The sequence below is a fragment of the Streptomyces sp. ISL-11 genome (genome assembly GCF_018614525.1).
GTDB lineage: Bacteria > Actinomycetota > Actinomycetes > Streptomycetales > Streptomycetaceae > Streptomyces.
In genome coordinates this window covers 1-16,534 of the sequence record NZ_JAGGOL010000174.1, presented here as the reverse complement: position 1 = coordinate 16,534, position 16,534 = coordinate 1, and the positions used below count along the sequence as shown (strand labels likewise).

General features: G+C 73.4%; 17 protein-coding genes. 7 read left to right on the top strand and 10 right to left on the bottom strand.

All coding sequences use genetic code 11. The features are described 5' to 3' along the window. Window positions 1–108 precede the first annotated feature (108 nt). The gene (locus J7E86_RS28060; RefSeq protein ID WP_215085551.1) at window positions 109–1,080 is read left to right on the top strand and encodes a hypothetical protein; all 972 of its coding nucleotides are present in this window, start codon (window positions 109–111) and stop codon (window positions 1,078–1,080) included. A gap of 66 nt (window positions 1,081–1,146) precedes the next feature. Here the strand turns inward: J7E86_RS28060 and J7E86_RS28055 are convergent, their stop codons facing one another. Further along, a complete protein-coding gene (locus tag J7E86_RS28055) occupies window positions 1,147–1,707 on the bottom strand; it encodes a CGNR zinc finger domain-containing protein (RefSeq protein WP_215085549.1) in 561 nt (186 codons plus the stop codon). Between the two features lie 89 nt (window positions 1,708–1,796). On the opposite strand from J7E86_RS28055, the gene J7E86_RS28050 reads away from it, so the two are divergent. From J7E86_RS28050 to J7E86_RS28040, 3 genes are read left to right on the top strand one after another with little or no spacing between them, the layout of a single operon-like run. After that, the gene (locus tag J7E86_RS28050; protein WP_215085547.1) at window positions 1,797–2,537 is read left to right on the top strand and encodes an AzlC family ABC transporter permease; all 741 of its coding nucleotides are present in this window, start codon (window positions 1,797–1,799) and stop codon (window positions 2,535–2,537) included. Beyond that, complete coding sequence (locus tag J7E86_RS28045; protein WP_215085545.1) at window positions 2,534–2,845, top strand: AzlD domain-containing protein; 312 nt, start codon at window positions 2,534–2,536, stop codon at window positions 2,843–2,845. Before J7E86_RS28050 ends, J7E86_RS28045 begins: the two co-directional genes overlap by 4 nt. Beyond that, window positions 2,776–3,525, top strand: a complete 750-nt coding sequence (locus tag J7E86_RS28040) for an RraA family protein (protein ID WP_308312755.1) — start codon at window positions 2,776–2,778, stop codon at window positions 3,523–3,525. The genes J7E86_RS28045 and J7E86_RS28040 overlap by 70 nt, the downstream gene beginning before the upstream one ends. 183 nt (window positions 3,526–3,708) lie before the next feature. Here J7E86_RS28040 and J7E86_RS28035 read toward each other — a convergent pair whose 3' ends face one another. The 8 genes from J7E86_RS28035 to J7E86_RS28000 all read right to left on the bottom strand — a co-directional run bounded on the left by J7E86_RS28035 (window position 3,709) and on the right by J7E86_RS28000 (window position 12,571). Next, on the bottom strand, window positions 3,709–5,508 hold the full coding sequence (locus J7E86_RS28035) for a prolyl oligopeptidase family serine peptidase (RefSeq protein WP_215085543.1): 1,800 nt from the start codon (window positions 5,506–5,508) through the stop codon (window positions 3,709–3,711). A 114-nt stretch (window positions 5,509–5,622) separates the two neighbouring features. Continuing rightward, complete coding sequence (locus J7E86_RS28030) at window positions 5,623–6,693, bottom strand: hypothetical protein (RefSeq protein ID WP_215085541.1); 1,071 nt, start codon at window positions 6,691–6,693, stop codon at window positions 5,623–5,625. A gap of 447 nt (window positions 6,694–7,140) precedes the next feature. Continuing rightward, a complete protein-coding gene (locus J7E86_RS28025) occupies window positions 7,141–8,211 on the bottom strand; it encodes a hypothetical protein (RefSeq protein ID WP_215085539.1) in 1,071 nt (356 codons plus the stop codon). Between the two features lie 415 nt (window positions 8,212–8,626). Then, on the bottom strand, window positions 8,627–9,049 hold the full coding sequence (locus J7E86_RS28020) for a lasso peptide biosynthesis B2 protein (RefSeq protein WP_215085537.1): 423 nt from the start codon (window positions 9,047–9,049) through the stop codon (window positions 8,627–8,629). After that, on the bottom strand, window positions 9,046–9,309 hold the full coding sequence (locus J7E86_RS28015) for a lasso peptide biosynthesis PqqD family chaperone (RefSeq protein ID WP_308312754.1): 264 nt from the start codon (window positions 9,307–9,309) through the stop codon (window positions 9,046–9,048). The genes J7E86_RS28020 and J7E86_RS28015 overlap by 4 nt, the downstream gene beginning before the upstream one ends. Continuing rightward, a complete protein-coding gene (locus J7E86_RS28010) occupies window positions 9,287–11,137 on the bottom strand; it encodes an asparagine synthase-related protein (protein ID WP_215085535.1) in 1,851 nt (616 codons plus the stop codon). The genes J7E86_RS28015 and J7E86_RS28010 overlap by 23 nt, the downstream gene beginning before the upstream one ends. Window positions 11,138–11,150: 13 nt before the next feature. Beyond that, the gene (locus J7E86_RS28005) at window positions 11,151–11,288 is read right to left on the bottom strand and encodes a lasso RiPP family leader peptide-containing protein (RefSeq protein ID WP_215085532.1); all 138 of its coding nucleotides are present in this window, start codon (window positions 11,286–11,288) and stop codon (window positions 11,151–11,153) included. Window positions 11,289–11,422: 134 nt separating this feature from the next. Next, complete coding sequence (locus J7E86_RS28000) at window positions 11,423–12,571, bottom strand: serine hydrolase (protein ID WP_215085530.1); 1,149 nt, start codon at window positions 12,569–12,571, stop codon at window positions 11,423–11,425. A 164-nt stretch (window positions 12,572–12,735) separates the two neighbouring features. Between J7E86_RS28000 and J7E86_RS27995 the strand changes: the two genes are divergently transcribed. Together J7E86_RS27995 and J7E86_RS27990 are read left to right on the top strand one after the other, a co-directional pair. Then, window positions 12,736–13,752: a hypothetical protein gene (locus tag J7E86_RS27995; protein ID WP_215085528.1), complete on the top strand. Its 1,017-nt coding sequence runs from the start codon at window positions 12,736–12,738 to the stop codon at window positions 13,750–13,752. 121 nt (window positions 13,753–13,873) lie between these two features. Then, on the top strand, window positions 13,874–14,230 hold the full coding sequence (locus tag J7E86_RS27990; protein ID WP_215085526.1) for a peptidoglycan-binding protein: 357 nt from the start codon (window positions 13,874–13,876) through the stop codon (window positions 14,228–14,230). Between the two features lie 219 nt (window positions 14,231–14,449). Here the strand turns inward: J7E86_RS27990 and serC are convergent, their stop codons facing one another. Further along, window positions 14,450–15,568: a phosphoserine transaminase gene (serC, locus tag J7E86_RS27985; RefSeq protein WP_215085524.1), complete on the bottom strand. Its 1,119-nt coding sequence runs from the start codon at window positions 15,566–15,568 to the stop codon at window positions 14,450–14,452. Window positions 15,569–15,647: 79 nt separating this feature from the next. On the opposite strand from serC, the gene J7E86_RS27980 reads away from it, so the two are divergent. Then, window positions 15,648–16,534, top strand: an 887-nt coding sequence (locus J7E86_RS27980; RefSeq protein ID WP_215085522.1) for an FAD-binding oxidoreductase, incomplete at its 3' end; no start/stop codon positions are given.

Below are 16,534 nucleotides of genomic sequence, written 5' to 3'. Positions count from 1 at the left end.
GGTGTGTCGAGGTCAGCCCTGTGTCGCACGCGCCATCAGCCGTCCGGCGGAAGCGGATACGCCCGTGGCGCGACGCCGGGAGGCCCCTGGCCGGGACACGCTGGCGGCATGGGATTGATGAGGGTACGGGCCGACTGGCCCACGTGGGCGGGGCGGGCGGCCCTCGGGTGGTCGGTGGTGTACGCGGCGGGAGCCCTGGCCGCGGCGCTCTCGCCGGGGTATGCGTTCGGGTACTCGCTGGGCGGCGCCGGACGCGGCACCGCCGTGGAGTGGGCACTGGCGGGGGCGTACGCCGGGGCGGCCGCGGCCGCGTACGGCATGGCGCGCTGGCCCGGGGCGCGCGGCGCGCACCTGGCCGCCTGGGCGGTGGCCGCGCTGGCGTTCGCCTCGGGGTTCGGGTTCCTGTTCAGCCCGGCGCACCTGCTCGACGTCTTCTCCCGGAACCAGACCCCGATGAACTGGGCCGCCTGGGCGAACGAGGGCGTGGCCACCCTCGGCGCCGCCCTGTGGGCCGCCACCGCTCTCGCCCACCGGCGGCACGCGTGCGGCGTCTGCGCGCACTGCGGTGGACGCGCACGGCGGGGGCCGGTCGCACGGCGCACCCGGGCCGGCCGGGTGGCGGTGGCCGCGCTCCTCCCGTACGCCACGCTCAAGACGGCGTGGGCGCTCGGCGCGACCGTGGGCTACACCGGCGACAACGAGCGCGCCGGTCTCGACGAGTACTACGCGAACGACCGGGCGATCTGGCTGTACGACCACGGGGTCGACATCACCGCCGTCCTAGCCGTCGTCGGCATGGTGCTCGCCCTCGCCCTGACCCGGCCGTGGGGGCGGCGGATGCCGCGGTGGCCGCTGCTGGCCCTCGGCTGGACGGGCGCGGGGGCCCTGGCGCCCTTCGGGATCTACATGGCGGTCTGGGGCGTGCTCGTCGGGGCCGGCGTCGTGGACTCGGGGATCGGTGGCCACGCCGCGTGGGTGGTGGTCGTCGCCTACGGGGGTTTCTCGTTCTACGGGCTGGCCCTGGGGCGGGCCGCAGGCGTCTACCGGCTGGCCACACGCCGTGCCTGCGGCCGGTGCTGACAACCGGTCAGCTCCAGGGGCGGCTCGGGACGACCATCGGTCCGGTACGCGCAGGGGCGGGCCCGGTCAGACCGCGGCGGGTGGCTTGCGCCGGGCGCGGTGTGCGGCCGCGCTCGCGCGGTTGCCGCAGATGAGGGGGGAGCAGTAGCGGCGCGACTGGTTGCGGGACGTGTCGACGAAGACCTCGGCGCAGCGGCGGCCCACGCACACGTGCAGGCGTTCCGTCCCGCCGGTGGTGATCACGCCGAGCAGTCCCATGGCGGCGTTGACCGCGTAGGCGTCGACGGGTGCGGCGTCGGGCGCGGCGACGTGCAGATGCCAGGAGCCGTCGTGGTCGGTGTAGTGCGGGACGGCGTGATGGTCGGCGAGGACGCGGTTGAGCAGGGGGACGGCGGTCGCCGTGTCCGGGGCGGCGAAGACCTCGCGCAGTACGGGCCTCAGCTCGCGCGCGGCGTCGAGGTCGGCCTCGGAGAGGGGGGCGGCCGGCTCGATGCCGTGGGTGGCGAGCAGGGTGGACAAGGCCGTCACATCGGGAAGTTTCTCCACTTCACGCACGATATTGAGCGTATTGACCAGGTCCTCGGCCAGGGTCACCGAAGCGTCCGAGTAACTAGTAAACCTCACCATGACTCCGTACTATTGCTGATCGTCGGCGCCGCCGCACCCTGCACGCGGGCGCCGTCTTCCTGTTGCCGCATGGACGCGGAGGCCGTCGGTTGGACGCACAAGAGGCATTACCCGAAGAGGCGTTGTCCCGGTCGTCCTCGACTCCCCTGCCCGAGGCCGCCGCCCCCGAAGCGGGCTTTCGGGAGGAATTACTCTACGGACTGCGGGCGGCGGTGCCGCTGGCCGTGGCCGTCTTCGGCTTCGCGGTCTCCTTCGGGGTCGTGGCCCGAGCGGCGGGCATGGGCGTACTGGCACCGCTGGTGATGTCGCTGACGACCTTCGCCGGGTCGGCCCAGTTCGCCGCGGCGTCGGTGCTCGGCACCGGTGGCGGAGTGGCGGCCGCGATCGTCGCCGCCGTCCTCCTCAACTCCCGTTATCTGCCGATCGGCATCAGCGTGGCCCCGGCCATGACCGGCGGTGTGCTCAAGCGGTTCCTCTCCGCCCAACTGGTGGTGGACGAGTCGTGGGCCGTCGGCCACGTCGGCAACGGCCGCTATTCGCGCGGCCGGCTGCTGGGCGCGGGCGTCCTCGTCTACTGCGCCTGGGTCGGCGGCACCGCGGTCGGGCTGCTGGGGGCCCGCTATCTCGGCGACCCCGAGCGGTTCGGGCTCGACGTCGTCTCGCCCGTCCTGTTCCTGGCGCTGCTCAAGGGCCAGATCACCAGCCGCAAGGCGCTCGCCGCGTCCGTCCTCGGTGTGGCGATCGCCCTGACCCTGGTGCCCTTCGCGTCGCCGGGCGTCCCGCTCATCGCCGCCACCGCCGCCTGCCTGCTGGGACTGAGGAAACGATGACCGGACTGTGGCTCGCCGTCCTCCTGGTCGGCGCCGTCTCCATGACCCTGAAGGCCACCGGCCCCGTACTGCTGGGCGGTGAGGAACTGCCGGCGGCCCTGCAGCGCGTGGTGACGCTGATGGCTCCCACGCTGCTGGCCGCCCTGATCGCCACCCAGATGTTCGGCGACGGACGGTCCCTGACCGTCGACGCCCGCGCGGTCGGGCTGGCGGTCGGCGCCTTCGGGGTCTGGCGGAAGTGGCCGACGCTCCTGGTCGTCGTCCTGGGTGCCGCGGCGACGGCCCTGACCCGGCTGGTGACGAGCTGATCGGGGCCGCCGGCGACGGCCGGCACCCCACCGCGGCCCTGTGGGACGCCGGCGTCCGGCTGGGCGTGCCCCTCCGCCTGACACCCCTCCCGCTCCGGGCGGCCGCGCCCGGCATGGCGTGCGCCGGGCCCCTCCGCCGCGTACAGCACACGGAGGGGGTGGTGTCGATCCTCGCCGGGATCGACGCGGCCGCCGGGGGCGAGGTCCTGCTCATCGACAACCTCGGCCGGACGGACGAAGCCTGTGTGGGGGACCTCGTCGCCATCGAGGCCCGCCAGGCCGGCATCGCGGGAGTGGTGGTGTGGGGCTGCCACCGCGACACCGACGAACTGGCCGCCATCGGCCTCCCGGTGTTCAGCATCGGCCCCTGCCCCGCCTCACCGAGGCTCGGCCCGGACAGCACCGAGCCGCCCTCCCTGCCGCCGGTCGCGGGGGAGGACGGGGATCTCGTGGTGGCCGACTCCGACGGAGTGCTCGTCGTTCCGGCCGCCGTCCGCGGGGACGTGACGGCCCTCGCGGAGCGGATCGTCACGGCCGAACGCGCCCAGGCCGAACGGGCCCTGGCCGGGGACTCGTTGCGCGAGCAGCTCCAGTGGAAGGCGTTCCAGGAACGGCGGCGCGCCGAGCCCGGTTACACCTTTCGGTCGCATCTGGCCCTGATCAACGGTGCGTTCGAGTAGCCGGCCGCACGTGGCAGGAGCGGGGCGGCAGGCGGCGCAGCAGCAGGTCGCGGCGGCCCCAGGGCCGGGGATCCGGTACTTCGTCCCTCGGGTACAGGGAGGTCGTGTCCGGTACGGGCTCGATCACAGGTCGGTCCTTTCCTTCGGTCGGGTGAACGGCCGGCCCACGGCCGGGCCGCCGCGTCAGGGCGCGGCCGGCGGCAAGTGGGTCTTCGCGAACTCCAGTTGCCTGCGGAAGAGCGCCACCCGTTCGTCCACGTCGGTCAGGCTGTGGCCGGCTTCGTAGATGTGGAGGCCGTGCGGAATGCCCCGGCCGGCCAGCCGGTCGGCGTAGTCCCGGGTCTGCTCGACGGGGCACCGGGCGTCGTGGGCGCCGGCGCTGATGAACACCGGGGCGCGCACGGCGTCGACATAGGTGAGGGGCGAGGCGTCCCGGTAGCGTTCGGGGACCTCGTCGGGCGAGCCGCCGAAGAGGCTGCGGTCGAGGGCCTTGATGTCCTCCATCGCCGTACGGTGCGCCGCGGCGCAGTCGGCCACCGGGGCGCCGGCCAGGCCGAGCGCCCAGTCGTCGGGCTGGGTGCCCAGCGCCAGCAGCGTCAGGTAGCCACCCCACGACCAGCCGGAGACGATCAGCCGGCGGGGGTCGGCCACGCCGTGGTCGACCGTCCAGCGCCGGACCGCCGCGACGTCCTCCAGTTCGGTCAGGCCCACGCGGCAGCGCAGCGCCTCGGTCCACCGGCGCCCGTAGCCGGTCGAGCCGCGGTAGTTGACCCGTACCACGGCGAAACCGTGGTCGTTCCAGGCGGCGATCACCGGGTCGAAGGAGTCCTGGTCCTGCTCGTCGGGCCCGCCGTGCAGCAGGAAGACGGCGGGGTGGGGTCCGGTCCCGGCGGCGGGGGTGTTGAGCAGGGCGTGGATACGGCCGCCGGGCCCGTCCACCCACAGGTCGCGCACCTCGGCGGCGACGGGCGGCGACGGACGGGAAACGGGCAGCCCCGGCTCCGCCAGCAGCCCGTGGAACTCCGGTGGCCGCGCGGAACTCGACGACAGCAGCCAGGCGTCCCCGCCGGGCCGGGTACGCGCGTGGTCGATGACGCCGAACGGCGCGGGGAGGGCTTCGAGCCGGCCGTCGGCGAGGTCGTAGCGGTATAGCGCCGAGCGGGCCTCGTGGTCGTGGACGACCAGCAGGGAACGGGCGTCCTGGTACCACTGCACCGACACGTCGCCGGGCAGTCCCAGCCGCAGTTCGGTGCGCTCCCCGGTGCGCGGCTCGACGAGAACGGCGTCCCAGTGGTCGTCGTCGCGCTGCTGTTGCAGCAGCAGGCGGTCGTCACCCGGTACGGGCGAGAAGCCGACCGCCTCCAGAAGGCCCTCGCCGCCGTCGAGGTCGAGCACGGTCGTGCCGTCGGCCGTGGCGAGGATCCGGACACCGAGGTCCCACATGTCGCCGCGCTCGCTGTGCGCGATCACGGCGAGGTCCAGGGACCGGGACAGGTCGACGGCGTACGCGGGCTCCTCGTGCCGGTAGAGGAGCCGTGTGGTCCCTCCGGGCAGGGCCAGGTGGACAGCCGTGCCGTCCTCGGTGGAGCAGCCGAGCAGGGCGTGCCCGTCCAGGCCGACGGCCAGGCCGGACGGCCAGTACGAGCCGGGGAGCGACACGGCGGGAACGTCCGGCCCGCCGGTGAACGGCTGCCGCATCCACTGCCCGTACTCGTCTCCCTTGGCGTCGTCGAACCACCACACCGCCTCCCCCGACGCCTCGATCGCGCACTGCTGCGTACCGGCGGGGCGGTCGGTCACGCGGCGGAGCGTGCCGGCGGCGCGGTCCCAGCAGTAGACCTGGGCGATGCCGTCGAGGTCGCTGACGAACACACAGCGCTCCGGCGCGCTCTTGGCCCAGGCCGGCAGGGTGTGGCGGGGGGCGCGGAAGCGCTGTTCCCACAGGGGCAGCGCTTCCGCGCGCGGTGCAGAGGACGTGGTCATCGAGGGGGACTCCCATGGCTCCATGAGGCGTGCGCCTCCACCAAGACGGGCCGCCGCCGGCCGGTGTGGGCCGGGGCGGCCGGTGCGGGTGCCGGGCCGGGCGCGCGGGGTCGGTCAGTGACAGCCGCAACTCGCCGCGGAGACCCGGTTCATCCGGCGCCGCGGCCGCTCGCCGGCCTTGTCCGTGGCCGCTCCGGCGAGCGACTCCTCGCCGCCGAGCGCCGTCACGGTGCTGGTCGAGCAGGCGAGCGTCAGCTGGTACGGGGACTGTGGCAGGGCACCCAGGACCACGTGGACGGAGGCGGTGGCCCGGCCAGCGGTGGCCGAATTCGCCTCGGTGTTGAACGGCAGCGACGGGGTCATGACGCCGAGGCCGAACTCCACGCCGGAGATCAGCGCGTGGTCGGCGGACTCGGCGAAGAGCCGCTCCAGCTCCGCCGCGGCCGTGCCGGACCCCGGGGCGGCGGCCTTGAGGTCGGTCACCGCGCCGTTCTCGACGGTGAGCACCAGCGGGTGGTGGGACAGCCCGGCCAGCTGCTCGTAGATCTCGTTGCGCCGGGCGACGCCCGCGCTGCGGGCCCGTACGACCGGCCGGCCCTTGACGGCGATCTGCCCGGACAGGGCGGTACCGGTGATGTCGGTCGCCAGCCGCAGGCGGCCGGTGGGCGCGGACCACACGGAGCCGGGCACGAAGACGCCGATGTCGGACCTCGACCAGGTGGGACGCCCGTACGTCAGCTCGGCGGCGGCGCCGGTCAGCGCGTCCTCGATACGCAGCCCGCCGGACGCGGCGAGGGCGCCGGTCAGCTTCTCGGCGCGCTGCCGCACGTCGTCGGGGTCGGTGTTCTCCAGCGCCTCCAGCTGTGTGCCGACCTGGTCGAGCGCCAGGGGGCCGGTGCCGACGCGGATCGCGGCGACCGTGCGTCCGGGGGTGACATCGACGGCCGGTGCGGTCAGCAGGGCGTCGTCGGTGGCGATCGCGAGGACGTCGCCGTCGGCCGGTACGTCGGTGCGGAGGATGTCACCCAGCGTCCGGCCGGGCTCGACCGCGACCGTGGAGCACTGCTCGTAGCGGCTTCCGCCTTCCAGGCGGAAGGAGTCGGCGATCGCCTTTTCGACTACGAGCGTGAAGTGTGTGCGGCCGACCGAATACTGGCGGTAGGCCTCGGGGCGGACGATAATCATCGCGACACCACTCCCAGATATGTGTTGCGTGTCGGCGAGGCGGGTCGAGTCAGCACCTCGACCCGCCTCGCGACAGGGCTGCCAACGAGTCAGCCTGTCACCTGAGTTCAGCCCAGCAGGGTGCCCAGGTAGTTGCTGTTCTTGCGGACCTTGATGGTCTTCTTCATGGGTGTTCACCTCCTGACAGGGATCGACGGGCCGAGGGTCTCCACAGGGCTCAGCCCAGGAGGGTCCCGAGGTAGTTGCTGTTCTTACGGACCTTGATGGTCTTCTTCACGAGGGCTCACCTCCCCTTGGTGATCGTGGGGCCGGGTGTCCGGGGCTCAGCCCAGGAGGGTCCCGAGGTAGTTGCTGTTCTTGCGAACCTTGATGGTCTTCTTCATGAGAGCTCACCTCCCGTCCGCGTGGATTTCGCGCTCCCGCCGTGGCCGCGCGGCACTCGGTCGCTCAGGCGACCTTGGCCATGCGCACGCTCGGGGCGCCGCCCTTGTTGCCCAGCACCACCTCACCGCTCTCGGTGTAGACGGTGGTGTCGGGCGAGATGATGTCGAGGTGGTACTGGGTGAAGGGCGTGAGCCCCAGCCCCCAGTGCAGGCAACCGCGGTCGCCGCCGTAGACCTCGTTCATCGCGTGGTTGCCCGGCATGATGTCCAGGCTGGTATTGAGGGCGTGACCGATTTCCCAGACCAGGGTGTAGCGGGAATCGATCTCGAACATCGCCTCGAAGATCTTGGCGACCGGAGCGCCGGCGGGCCGGTGCGGGCGAAGCGAAGTAATGCTTCCCTTGCGCACCTCGGCAATCACCGCCTCATGCTCCAGTCCGGCCAGCTTGCTCTGCAGCCGGGCCTGGTCCTTCCGCAGGAAAGAAGGCGTTCCGTTGTGCAGGATCGGGAAACCCCGGAAAGCGATATCTCCTTCGAGCGGCAGATGCAGCGACTCGTCGAATTCCACGATCTGCATCGGCAGCACGCTGATCTCGCCCGAGGGTACGATCTGCTGTTCGCCCCATTCAAGAGGGCCGGCCTGCTGATTCCAGATCAGGCCGTCGGCGAGATGGTCCAGAACGGCCCGGGTGCCGTGCCGCTCGTCGACGTAGACCAGGTGGTCCGTCGACTCGGCCAGCTCGAAGAACCGGTCGCTGAACTCCGCCTGCTCCTGCGCCGACGTCCGCTCGATGACGCCGATGAAGTGGCTGATGACGTCGAGGCCGGCCGGCGTGGAGTTGCAGGCCATGCCCATCAGCTTGCGGCGCGGTCCCAGCGCCTCCTCGGACGGGGACTCGAAGAAGCGGTACGGCGAGATGACCAGCGAGTGCGAATTCTGCGGAACCGTTTCATCGGCGAGCATCCGCTCAAAGTCGTCGCCCGGCTTCAGGATGATCGTCCGGTACTCCGCGTAGGGGGCATCCTTGACGATTTCAAATTCCGGGATCATCTCCTGGTTGGTGATCAGGCAGAAGATGCTTCCTTCGGCGGAGCCGAACTGACTGAAGCGAGCCGGATTGATCTTAATTGCCATATTGGGCCATACCCCCCAGGCGGCGGATTTCCTGATCGCAAGAAAACAGCATGCGCGAACGCGTCGCAATATGACAGGGGGCAATGGCCGGAACATATGCCGGTTTGAAACCGGGCAATGCTCGCTTTGCGGCAGTCCGCGAGGGTTGGGCGGTTCACCCGTGTTTGCAGCAAATGGATCTACGTCGGGAGCGGCGGATTCCGCGCGGCGGCGGAGGAAAGCCCGGCGGTGTGCCGCTTCGCCCGTTCCGGGAGGCCCGTCGTACGGCGGATTCGCCTCGTCCGGAACCGCACATCCGCCGGGACGGTACGGCGGGAACGCGCCATGATCATAACGAGCGAACGGGGCCTGACGGCGTCCGAAGTGCGGAATTAGCGGCTCCGCCGCAATGAGATGTGAATCACATCGCCCCCCGTCAGCCCCGGGTGCGGCTCGGGACGACCATGAGGCGGTGGTAGTAGCCGGCCGGGTGCGGTTCGCCTACCGGGCGGCCGTCCACCTCCACCCAGGCGTGGGCGCGGAACGGGCCCGTACGTACGCCCGTGCACCAGTCCGGCCAGACGCCGCGCAGCCGGCACAGCAGCGCGGTGGCGATGGAGCGCTGGAGGCAGCCCTCGCCCGCGCAGCGGGCGCTCACCGCGACGACCCGCCGGCGGGCGGCGAGTGCCTGCTCCGCCGTCGCGGGGGCGGCACCGCGCCGGAGCAGGGTCAGCACCCGGCGGATGCGGCGCGGCGGCAGCATGACCAGCAGCCGGGCGGTCGCGGTGGCCAGCAGCGCCGGCGGGCGGCGGTGCGGAGGGACGGCCTCGCGGGCGGCCGGGACCATCGGCACGCTCATACCGGCATCACCAGGCGGGCCGTGCAGAGGGAGTGGATGAGGGAGGCCACGTCGGTCGTCGTCCGTTCGGTGGTGAGGGCGGGGTAGCGCTCGGAGAGCCGGTGCGCCGTCTGCCGGGGTGAGGCGCCGTCGAGGAGGGCGCGCAGGATGACCGCGGCGGTGCCGTTGAGCTGCCAGTACCGGCCGGTGGCCTCGTCCAGCAGCACCATTCCGTCCTCGGTGTCCGTGGCGGACACATCAGGACACAGGGCGAGGGTCACGGTGCTTCTCCACCATCTCCAGGGGGCGGGGGGTCCGGAGCCACAACTCGCAGCCCAGGGTGGGGTCCAGGCCGCGCAGGGTGTGGGGCCGGGGGTGCAGGCCGAGCAGGGCCGTACGGAACGCGTCGGCGTCGACCAGGCCCAGCCGGGCGAGCAGGGAGTCGTCGAACAGCTCCAGCAGGCCGGCGCGGTGGCGGCGCAGGGCCGTGTAGAAGTCCTCGGTGAGGTCGTCCTCGGTGGAGCGGTCGAGGACGGCGTCGGGCACGATCCCGCGCATCGCCTCGGCGAGCACCGGTTCGCACCGCCCGTCCGCGCGGCGTTCGGGCAGCCGGACGGACAGCGCCGCCTGGATCACGCCGTCGTCGAGGCAGGGCGCGGCGTACGCCAGCCCCATAGCGGAGCCGACCTGGTCGAACTGGCGCGCCCCGCGGCCGCCGGCCTGGGCGTACGCGATCGCCGCGTGCTGGCCGCGCTGCGGTGCGAGCGGCTCGGCCTGCTCGGCGGCCGCCTCGCGCAGCACGCTCCGTACGGCGTCGACCGCGTCCGGCGTCGCCCAGGGAGGCAGGGAGCCCCGCGTGCCCCAGGCGAGGGACGGGACACGGTGGGCGGCCGGCGGCGGGGGTGCCGCGGTGAGGCCCTCGGCCCAGGCGGCCAGCCACTGGGCGAAGGTGCTGCGGTCCGCCAGCTCGCGCAGGAGCGGGCGCAGGGGCCAGCGGTGGAGGGTCCGCATCGCGCGGATGCGGGCGAAGGCCGCCCCGGGGTCGCTGCGGGCCAGGTCGTGCAGAGCGGGGGCGTGGGCGGTGAACAGCTCGTTCCCGCCGCCGAACATGTGCAGCCGCGATCCACGCCCGAGCATCAGCTCGGCCACGGCTCTGAACCGGGCCGTGTCGCGGACCCACCCGCCCGGCTCGTCGGTCCACGCGACGGGGTCCTGAAGTCCGCTGTACCACAAGGGCGTTCGCGCCCGGTCCGGTCTGATGTGCCCGGCGCCGGGCAGCGCGGCGGTGGCCCGCGCGGCGGCGTCGGCGGCGTCGCTCTCCGGGGCGAAGTCCGCCCAGCGGAAGGTGACCAGGCGGGCCGGGCCCCGGGCGGCCGCCAGGAAGCACAGGCTGGTGGAGTCCATGCCGCCCGACAGGTCGGCGCTCACCGTGCCGCCGCCGGCCGTGCACGTGCCCACCGCGGCGGTCAGCGCCCGGCGGACCTCGACCGCGCCCTCGGCCAACGGCAGCACCGGCTCCGGGGGCCGCCACCAGCGCCGCGTACGGGACCGCCCGTCCGCCTCGATCAGCAGGCAGTCCTCGGGCCGCAGGACCTGGACGCCCTGCCACAGGCAGTGGTCGCCGAGCGGGTGCGGCGGGGGAGCGGACAGCAGGTGGAGGGCCAGCAGCCGCTCGTCGACGTCCGCGCCGGTCGCGGCCGCGAGCCGGTCCGCGCGGCTGGCCGCCACCACGGTGTCGCCGATCGTCGTGTGGAAGATCCGCCGCACCGCCGACGCGCTGCCCCGCACCAGGGCCCGGCGGCCGATCGACGCGGCCACGTGGAAGCTGCCGACCAGGCCGGAGACCACCCGCTCCGTCTCGGCGATGCCGCGCACCTCGCCCAGCCACGACGACAGCGCCTCGGCACTGACCGGGCAGCGCCCGATCACCGCCAGCCGCGAGGACCCCGCCTCGGCCACGACCACATGCCCGGCCGGCCAACTGCCCAGCAGCCAGGGCCGTCCCGAGTGGTGGTCGACGGTCTCGGTCGCCCACGGGCGCAGCGCGCGCGCCGCCGGGATCCCCGCGTCACCGTCGGGGAGGACCGCGAACCACGGCTCGGCTGTCACGGGCCGGCCGGCCTCAGTCCTCGGGGCCGGAGAACGCGAAGGGGTCCGGAGGCCAGTCGCGGCGCAGCCGCAGGGGCACGCCGCGGGTCAGCTCCGCGAAGCCGCCGACCTCCACCAACTCGGGCGGCTCATAGATCTCCTGCTCCTCCACGACGGTCCCCCTCGGCTCGTCGGCCCACGGCGCGGCCGGAAATCCGCACGCCGACCCGAGGCTGTCCCGCTCCGTGACCGCTACGCCTGATGGGAGTACGGCTCACCCGAAAGAGTGGCAGGCCGTGGCCGCTCTCAGCCCTTCACGCACTCCCGCACCGCCGCCACCAGCTCGCGCACCCGTGCGTCGCCGTGGCTCATCATCCGGTTGGCGGCGTAGCCGAAGCCGACCCCGAAGTCGTCGTCGCCGAAGCCCAGCTGGCAGCCGCCCGCCCCGTCGTGGCCGAAGCTGCGGGCGCCGAGCATGGCCCCGTCGGTGCCGGTGCCCAGCTTGAATCCGGAGCCCCAGCGCGTACCGAGGTCCGGGAAGCCCGACCACGACGCGCCGGCCGTCAGCTCCGTCAGCGCGTCGTCGACGGTCGCCCGCGTCAGCAGCGGCTCCGAGCCGTCGACGCCGGTCACGGCAGCCGCGTAGAGCGTGGCGAGGCCGCGCGCCGAGGAGACCGCGCCGGTCGCGGGGATCTCGGCGGCGAGGAAGGCGGGGGAGTTCCAGCCGTGAGGGTGGTCGACGCCGGGGAAGACCAGGACGCCGTTCATCGTCAGGATCCGCCCGATCAGGGTGTCGGGGCCCGGCAGGGTGGGCCGTCCCGGGCCCTCGGCGAGCCGGGCCAGGCGCGGAAGTTCTTCTTCCGGTACGCCGATCCAGGTGCTCAGGCCGAGCGGGTCGCCGAGGGCCTCGCGGAAGTAGGCGCCGGGGGTGAGGCCGGTGATCCGCCGGATCACCTCGCCGACGAGCCAGCCGTAGGTGTGCCCGTGGTACTCGTGGGCGGTGCCGGGCTCCCAGAGGGGTTCCTGCTCCTCCAGGGCGCGGACCACGGGCGCCCAGGCGAGGACCTCCTCGAAGTCCGGCGTGCGGTCGGTGACGGGGACGCCCGCGCGGTGGGCGAGCACCATGCGCGTGGTGATGCCTGCCTTGCCGTTCCGCGCGAACTCCGGCCAGTAGCGGGCCACGGGCGCGTCCAGGTCCAGCCGGCCCTCCTGGGCGAGGAGGTGGGCGCACAGGGCCACGACGCCCTTGCCGCAGGACATGACCGGCACGGCGGTCTCCGCCTCCCACGGCCGGCCCGTCCGCTCGTCGGCGACGCCGCCCCACAGGTCCACGACCTTGCGGCCGGCGACGAAGACGGTGACGGCGCCGCCCAGTTCACCCCGCTCGGTGAAGTTGCGCCCGAACGCGTCGGCGACGGCTCCGAACCCCTCGTCGGCCCATCCGTTGTGCTCCACGTGTCCCCGCTCCCTCGCCCCGGGGCACACCACCCCGCCGCCAACCACTGGCGCGGCCACGATACGTACGCCCACCTGGGAATTCGAGCGATATTCCGGGTGCCCGGGCGGCCGTCGGGAGCGTCCCGTCCCCGGACGGCCCGGGCGATGGCACGCTTGGTGCCATGCGTCCGCTCCTCCGCACCCTCGGGCCCGCCCTCGGCATCGCCGCGCTGGCCGTGCTGCCCGCCGCCGCTCCGGCCGCCGCCGGGCCGTCGGCCTTCACCATCGAGGATCCACGGATCAAGGAGTCCAGCGGCCTCGCCGCCAGCCGGGCGCACCCGGGCATCTACTGGACGCACAACGACAGTGACGACGGCCCGTACGTCTACGCCGTCGACAGCCGCACCGGCCGTACGGTCGCGACCGTCACCCTCGCCGGCATCGAGCCCCGCGACGTCGAGGCCATCTCCATCGGCCCGGACGGGAACATCTACGTCGGGGACATCGGCGACAACCTGGGCGGCACCTGGCCGCAGGTGTGGATCTACCGCTTCCCCGAGCCGAAGACGCTCAAGGACACCACCGTCACCCCCGTGCGCCACACCGTCCGCTACGAGGACGGGCCGCGCGACGCCGAGTCGCTGATGGTGCATCCCACGACCGGGCGGGTCTACATCGTCAGCAAGAAGCGGTCCGGCAAGGGCGCCCTCTACGCCGCGCCGCAGCAGTTGTCGGCGTCGGGCGTGAACACGTTCCGCCGGATCGCGGACATCGACGTCTGGGCGACGGACGGGGCCTTCTCCCCGGACGGCACCCGGCTCGTCGTGCGGGGCTATTTCGACGCGCGGGAGTACCGGTGGCAGGACGGGGTGCCCAAGGAGATCGGCCGCCCGGCCGTGCCGCTCCAGCGTCAGGGCGAGTCCGTCACGTTCGCGCCCGGCGGGCGGACGCTGATGTACGGGTCGGAGGGCCGGCGCAGTTCGGTGCAGCCCGTCGGGCTGCAGGGCGACCTGCTGCCCGACCACGCCGAGAAGGCGCCGGACGACGCCCGCGCCGACGGCTCGGCGCCCCCGGTCAAGGGCGCCGCCGCCGGCGGGGACTACCACCGCGAGCTCGCCGTGGGCGCCGGGGCCGTCGCCGTCGCGGTGGCGCTGATCCTCGGCCTGCGCGGGCTGGTCCGGCGGCGGGCCGGGCGGTGACCCGACGGGCGTCGTACCCGGTGGCTCATGACCGGCCGGCCGGGAAATTGCGTCGCCCACCCGGAGGTTGATCCCTAGGCTCGTGCTCGTTCGGAAAAACGGACGAACCGAGAGGTGCATCATGAACTTCGCGAAACGCGCGGCGTTATCCGCCGCGCTCGCCGGCGCCCTGCTGACCGGCGTCACCGCCCTCACCACCGGCACGGCGGCAGCGGCCGACGTGCCCATCGAGGGGGTGCAGTGCAACCACGACAACCGGCGCACGCCGCCGGCCATCCGGCTGGGCAGCGAGGGCGCGGCGGTCCGGGAGGCCCAGTGCCTGCTGTCCTTCTGGGGCCACAGCATCGGTGACGAGGAGACCGCCGGGGTCTTCGGCACCGGCACGGAGGAAGCGGTCGAGCGCTTCCAGACCGTGCGCGGACTGCCGGCCGACGGCATCGTCGGACCGGAGACCTGGGGCCAGCTGCGGCACAGCTGATCCCTCGCGGGGCGTGTCGTGCGCACCACCGCTGCGTGGCGGTGTCCTCAATCGCCGGACGGGCTGAAAGCGGCTGAGCTCAGCCGCAAATCAAGCCCGTCCGGCGATTGAGGACGCGCCCGCAGGGCGCCCGCCGCCGCAGGCGGCAAAGACGGCCCGCCCCGCCGCAGGCGGCCACGCGGCCAGGACGGCCCGCAGCCGAAGATCCGCCGGACAGGCCTACAGCTTCTCGATCACGTAGTCGACGCAGGCCGTCAGCGCCTCGACGTCCGCCGGGTCGATCGCCGGGAACATCGCCACGCGCAGCTGGTTGCGGCCCAGCTTGCGGTACGGCTCGGTGTCGACGATGCCGTTGGCGCGCAGCACCTTGGCCACCGCCGCCGCGTCGACGTCGTCGGAGAAGTCGATCGTGCCGATGACGGCGGACCGCTTGGCCGGGTCGCCGACGAACGGGCTCGCGTACTTCGACGCCTCGGCCCACCCGTACAGCGTCCGTGCCGACGTCGCCGTGCGGCGGACCGCCCAGTCCAGGCCGCCCTGCCCGTTGATCCACTCCAGCTGCTCGTTGAGCAGGAAGAGGGTGGAGAGGGAGGGGGTGTTGTACGTCTGGTTCTTCAGGGAGTTGTCGATCGCGGTCGGCAGGGAGAAGAACTCCGGGACGTGCCGTCCGGACGCGTGCACCCGGGCCGCCCGCTCCAGGGCCGCCGGCGAGAAGACCGCCAGCCACAGGCCGCCGTCGGCGGCGAAGGACTTCTGCGGGGCGAAGTAGTAGACGTCGCTCTCGGTGATGTCCACGGGCAGGCCACCCGCGCCGGAGGTGGCGTCGACCAGCACGAGGGAGCCGGCGTCGGCGCCCTCGACGCGCCGGACCGGTGCGGCGACACCGGTGGAGGTCTCGTTGTGGGTCAGGGCGTAGACGTCGACGCCCGCCTCGGCCTTCGGCTCCGGGTGCGTGCCCGGCTCGGAGGAGATCACCGACGGCTCGGCCAGCCACGGCGCCAGCTTGGCGGCCTTGGCGAACTTCGACGAGAACTCGCCGAAGGACAGGTGCTGTGACCGGGACTCGATGAGCCCGTGCGTCGCGACGTCCCAGAACGCGGTGGACCCGCCGTTGCCGAGGATCACCTCGTAGCCGTCGGGGAGGGAGAAGAGCTCCCGCACGCCGTCGCGCACCTTGCCGACGAGGTTCTTGACCGGGGCCTGCCGGTGCGACGTGCCCAGCAGAGAGGTTCCGGTGGCAGCCAGGGCGCCGAGCGCCTCCGTACGCACCTTGGACGGGCCCGCGCCGAAGCGACCATCGGCGGGCTTGATGTCAACGGGGATCTGGATATCAGCCACGGGGGCAGCCTAACCGCAGGTGCCGCGGGTCCGGCCATACGTCCACCGGATGAGACGGCAGTTCGGGCACGCTGAGATCATGACCGATCGCGAGGATCTGTTCCGGGCCCTGCGGGCCGCCGTGCGCGGCGACGTCGACTTCGGGGCCTCCGCCCGCGCGCTGATGACCATGGACGCCTCCAACTACCGGCGCGTGCCGCTGGGCGTCGTCGCGCCCCGGGACGCCGGCGACGTCGAGGCGGTGCTCGCCGTCTGCCGGGAGCGGGCGGTGCCGGTCGTGGCCCGGGGCGGGGGCACGTCGATCGCCGGGCAGGCCACGGGCACGGGCGTCGTCCTGGACTTCACCCGGCACATGAACGCCGTCGTCTCCGTCGACCCGGCCGTCCGCACCGCCGTCGTCCAGCCGGGCGTCGTCCTCGACACGCTGCGGGCGGCGGCGGGCGCGTACGGGCTGACGTTCGGGCCCGATCCGTCGACGCACGGGCGGTGCACGCTCGGCGGCATGATCGGTAACAACGCGTGCGGCGCCCACTCCGTCGCCTGGGGGACCACCGCCGACAACGTCCGCGCGCTGGACGTGCTGACCTACGGGGGCGAGCGCGCCCGGCTCGGCCGGGGCCCGGGAGGACTGCCGCCGCGCCTGGCGGACGGCCTGGAAGCCCTGGTGAGAGGCGAGTTGGCGCGGCTGCGGACAGGCTTCCCCGACCTGCCGCGGCGCATCTCCGGCTACGCGCTCGACGCGCTGCTGCCCGAGCGGCACACCGACGTGGCGCGGGCCTTCACCGGCAGCGAGGGCACGCTCGGGGTCCTGACGCGGGCGACGGTCCGCCTCGTGGAGGCGCCGCGCGCCCGCGCGCTGACGGTGCTCGGCTACCCGGACGAGGGTACGGCGGCGGACGCGGCGCACACGCTGCTGCCGGCCGGGCCGCTGACCGTCGAGGGCATGGCCGCCGACCTGGTGCCCGG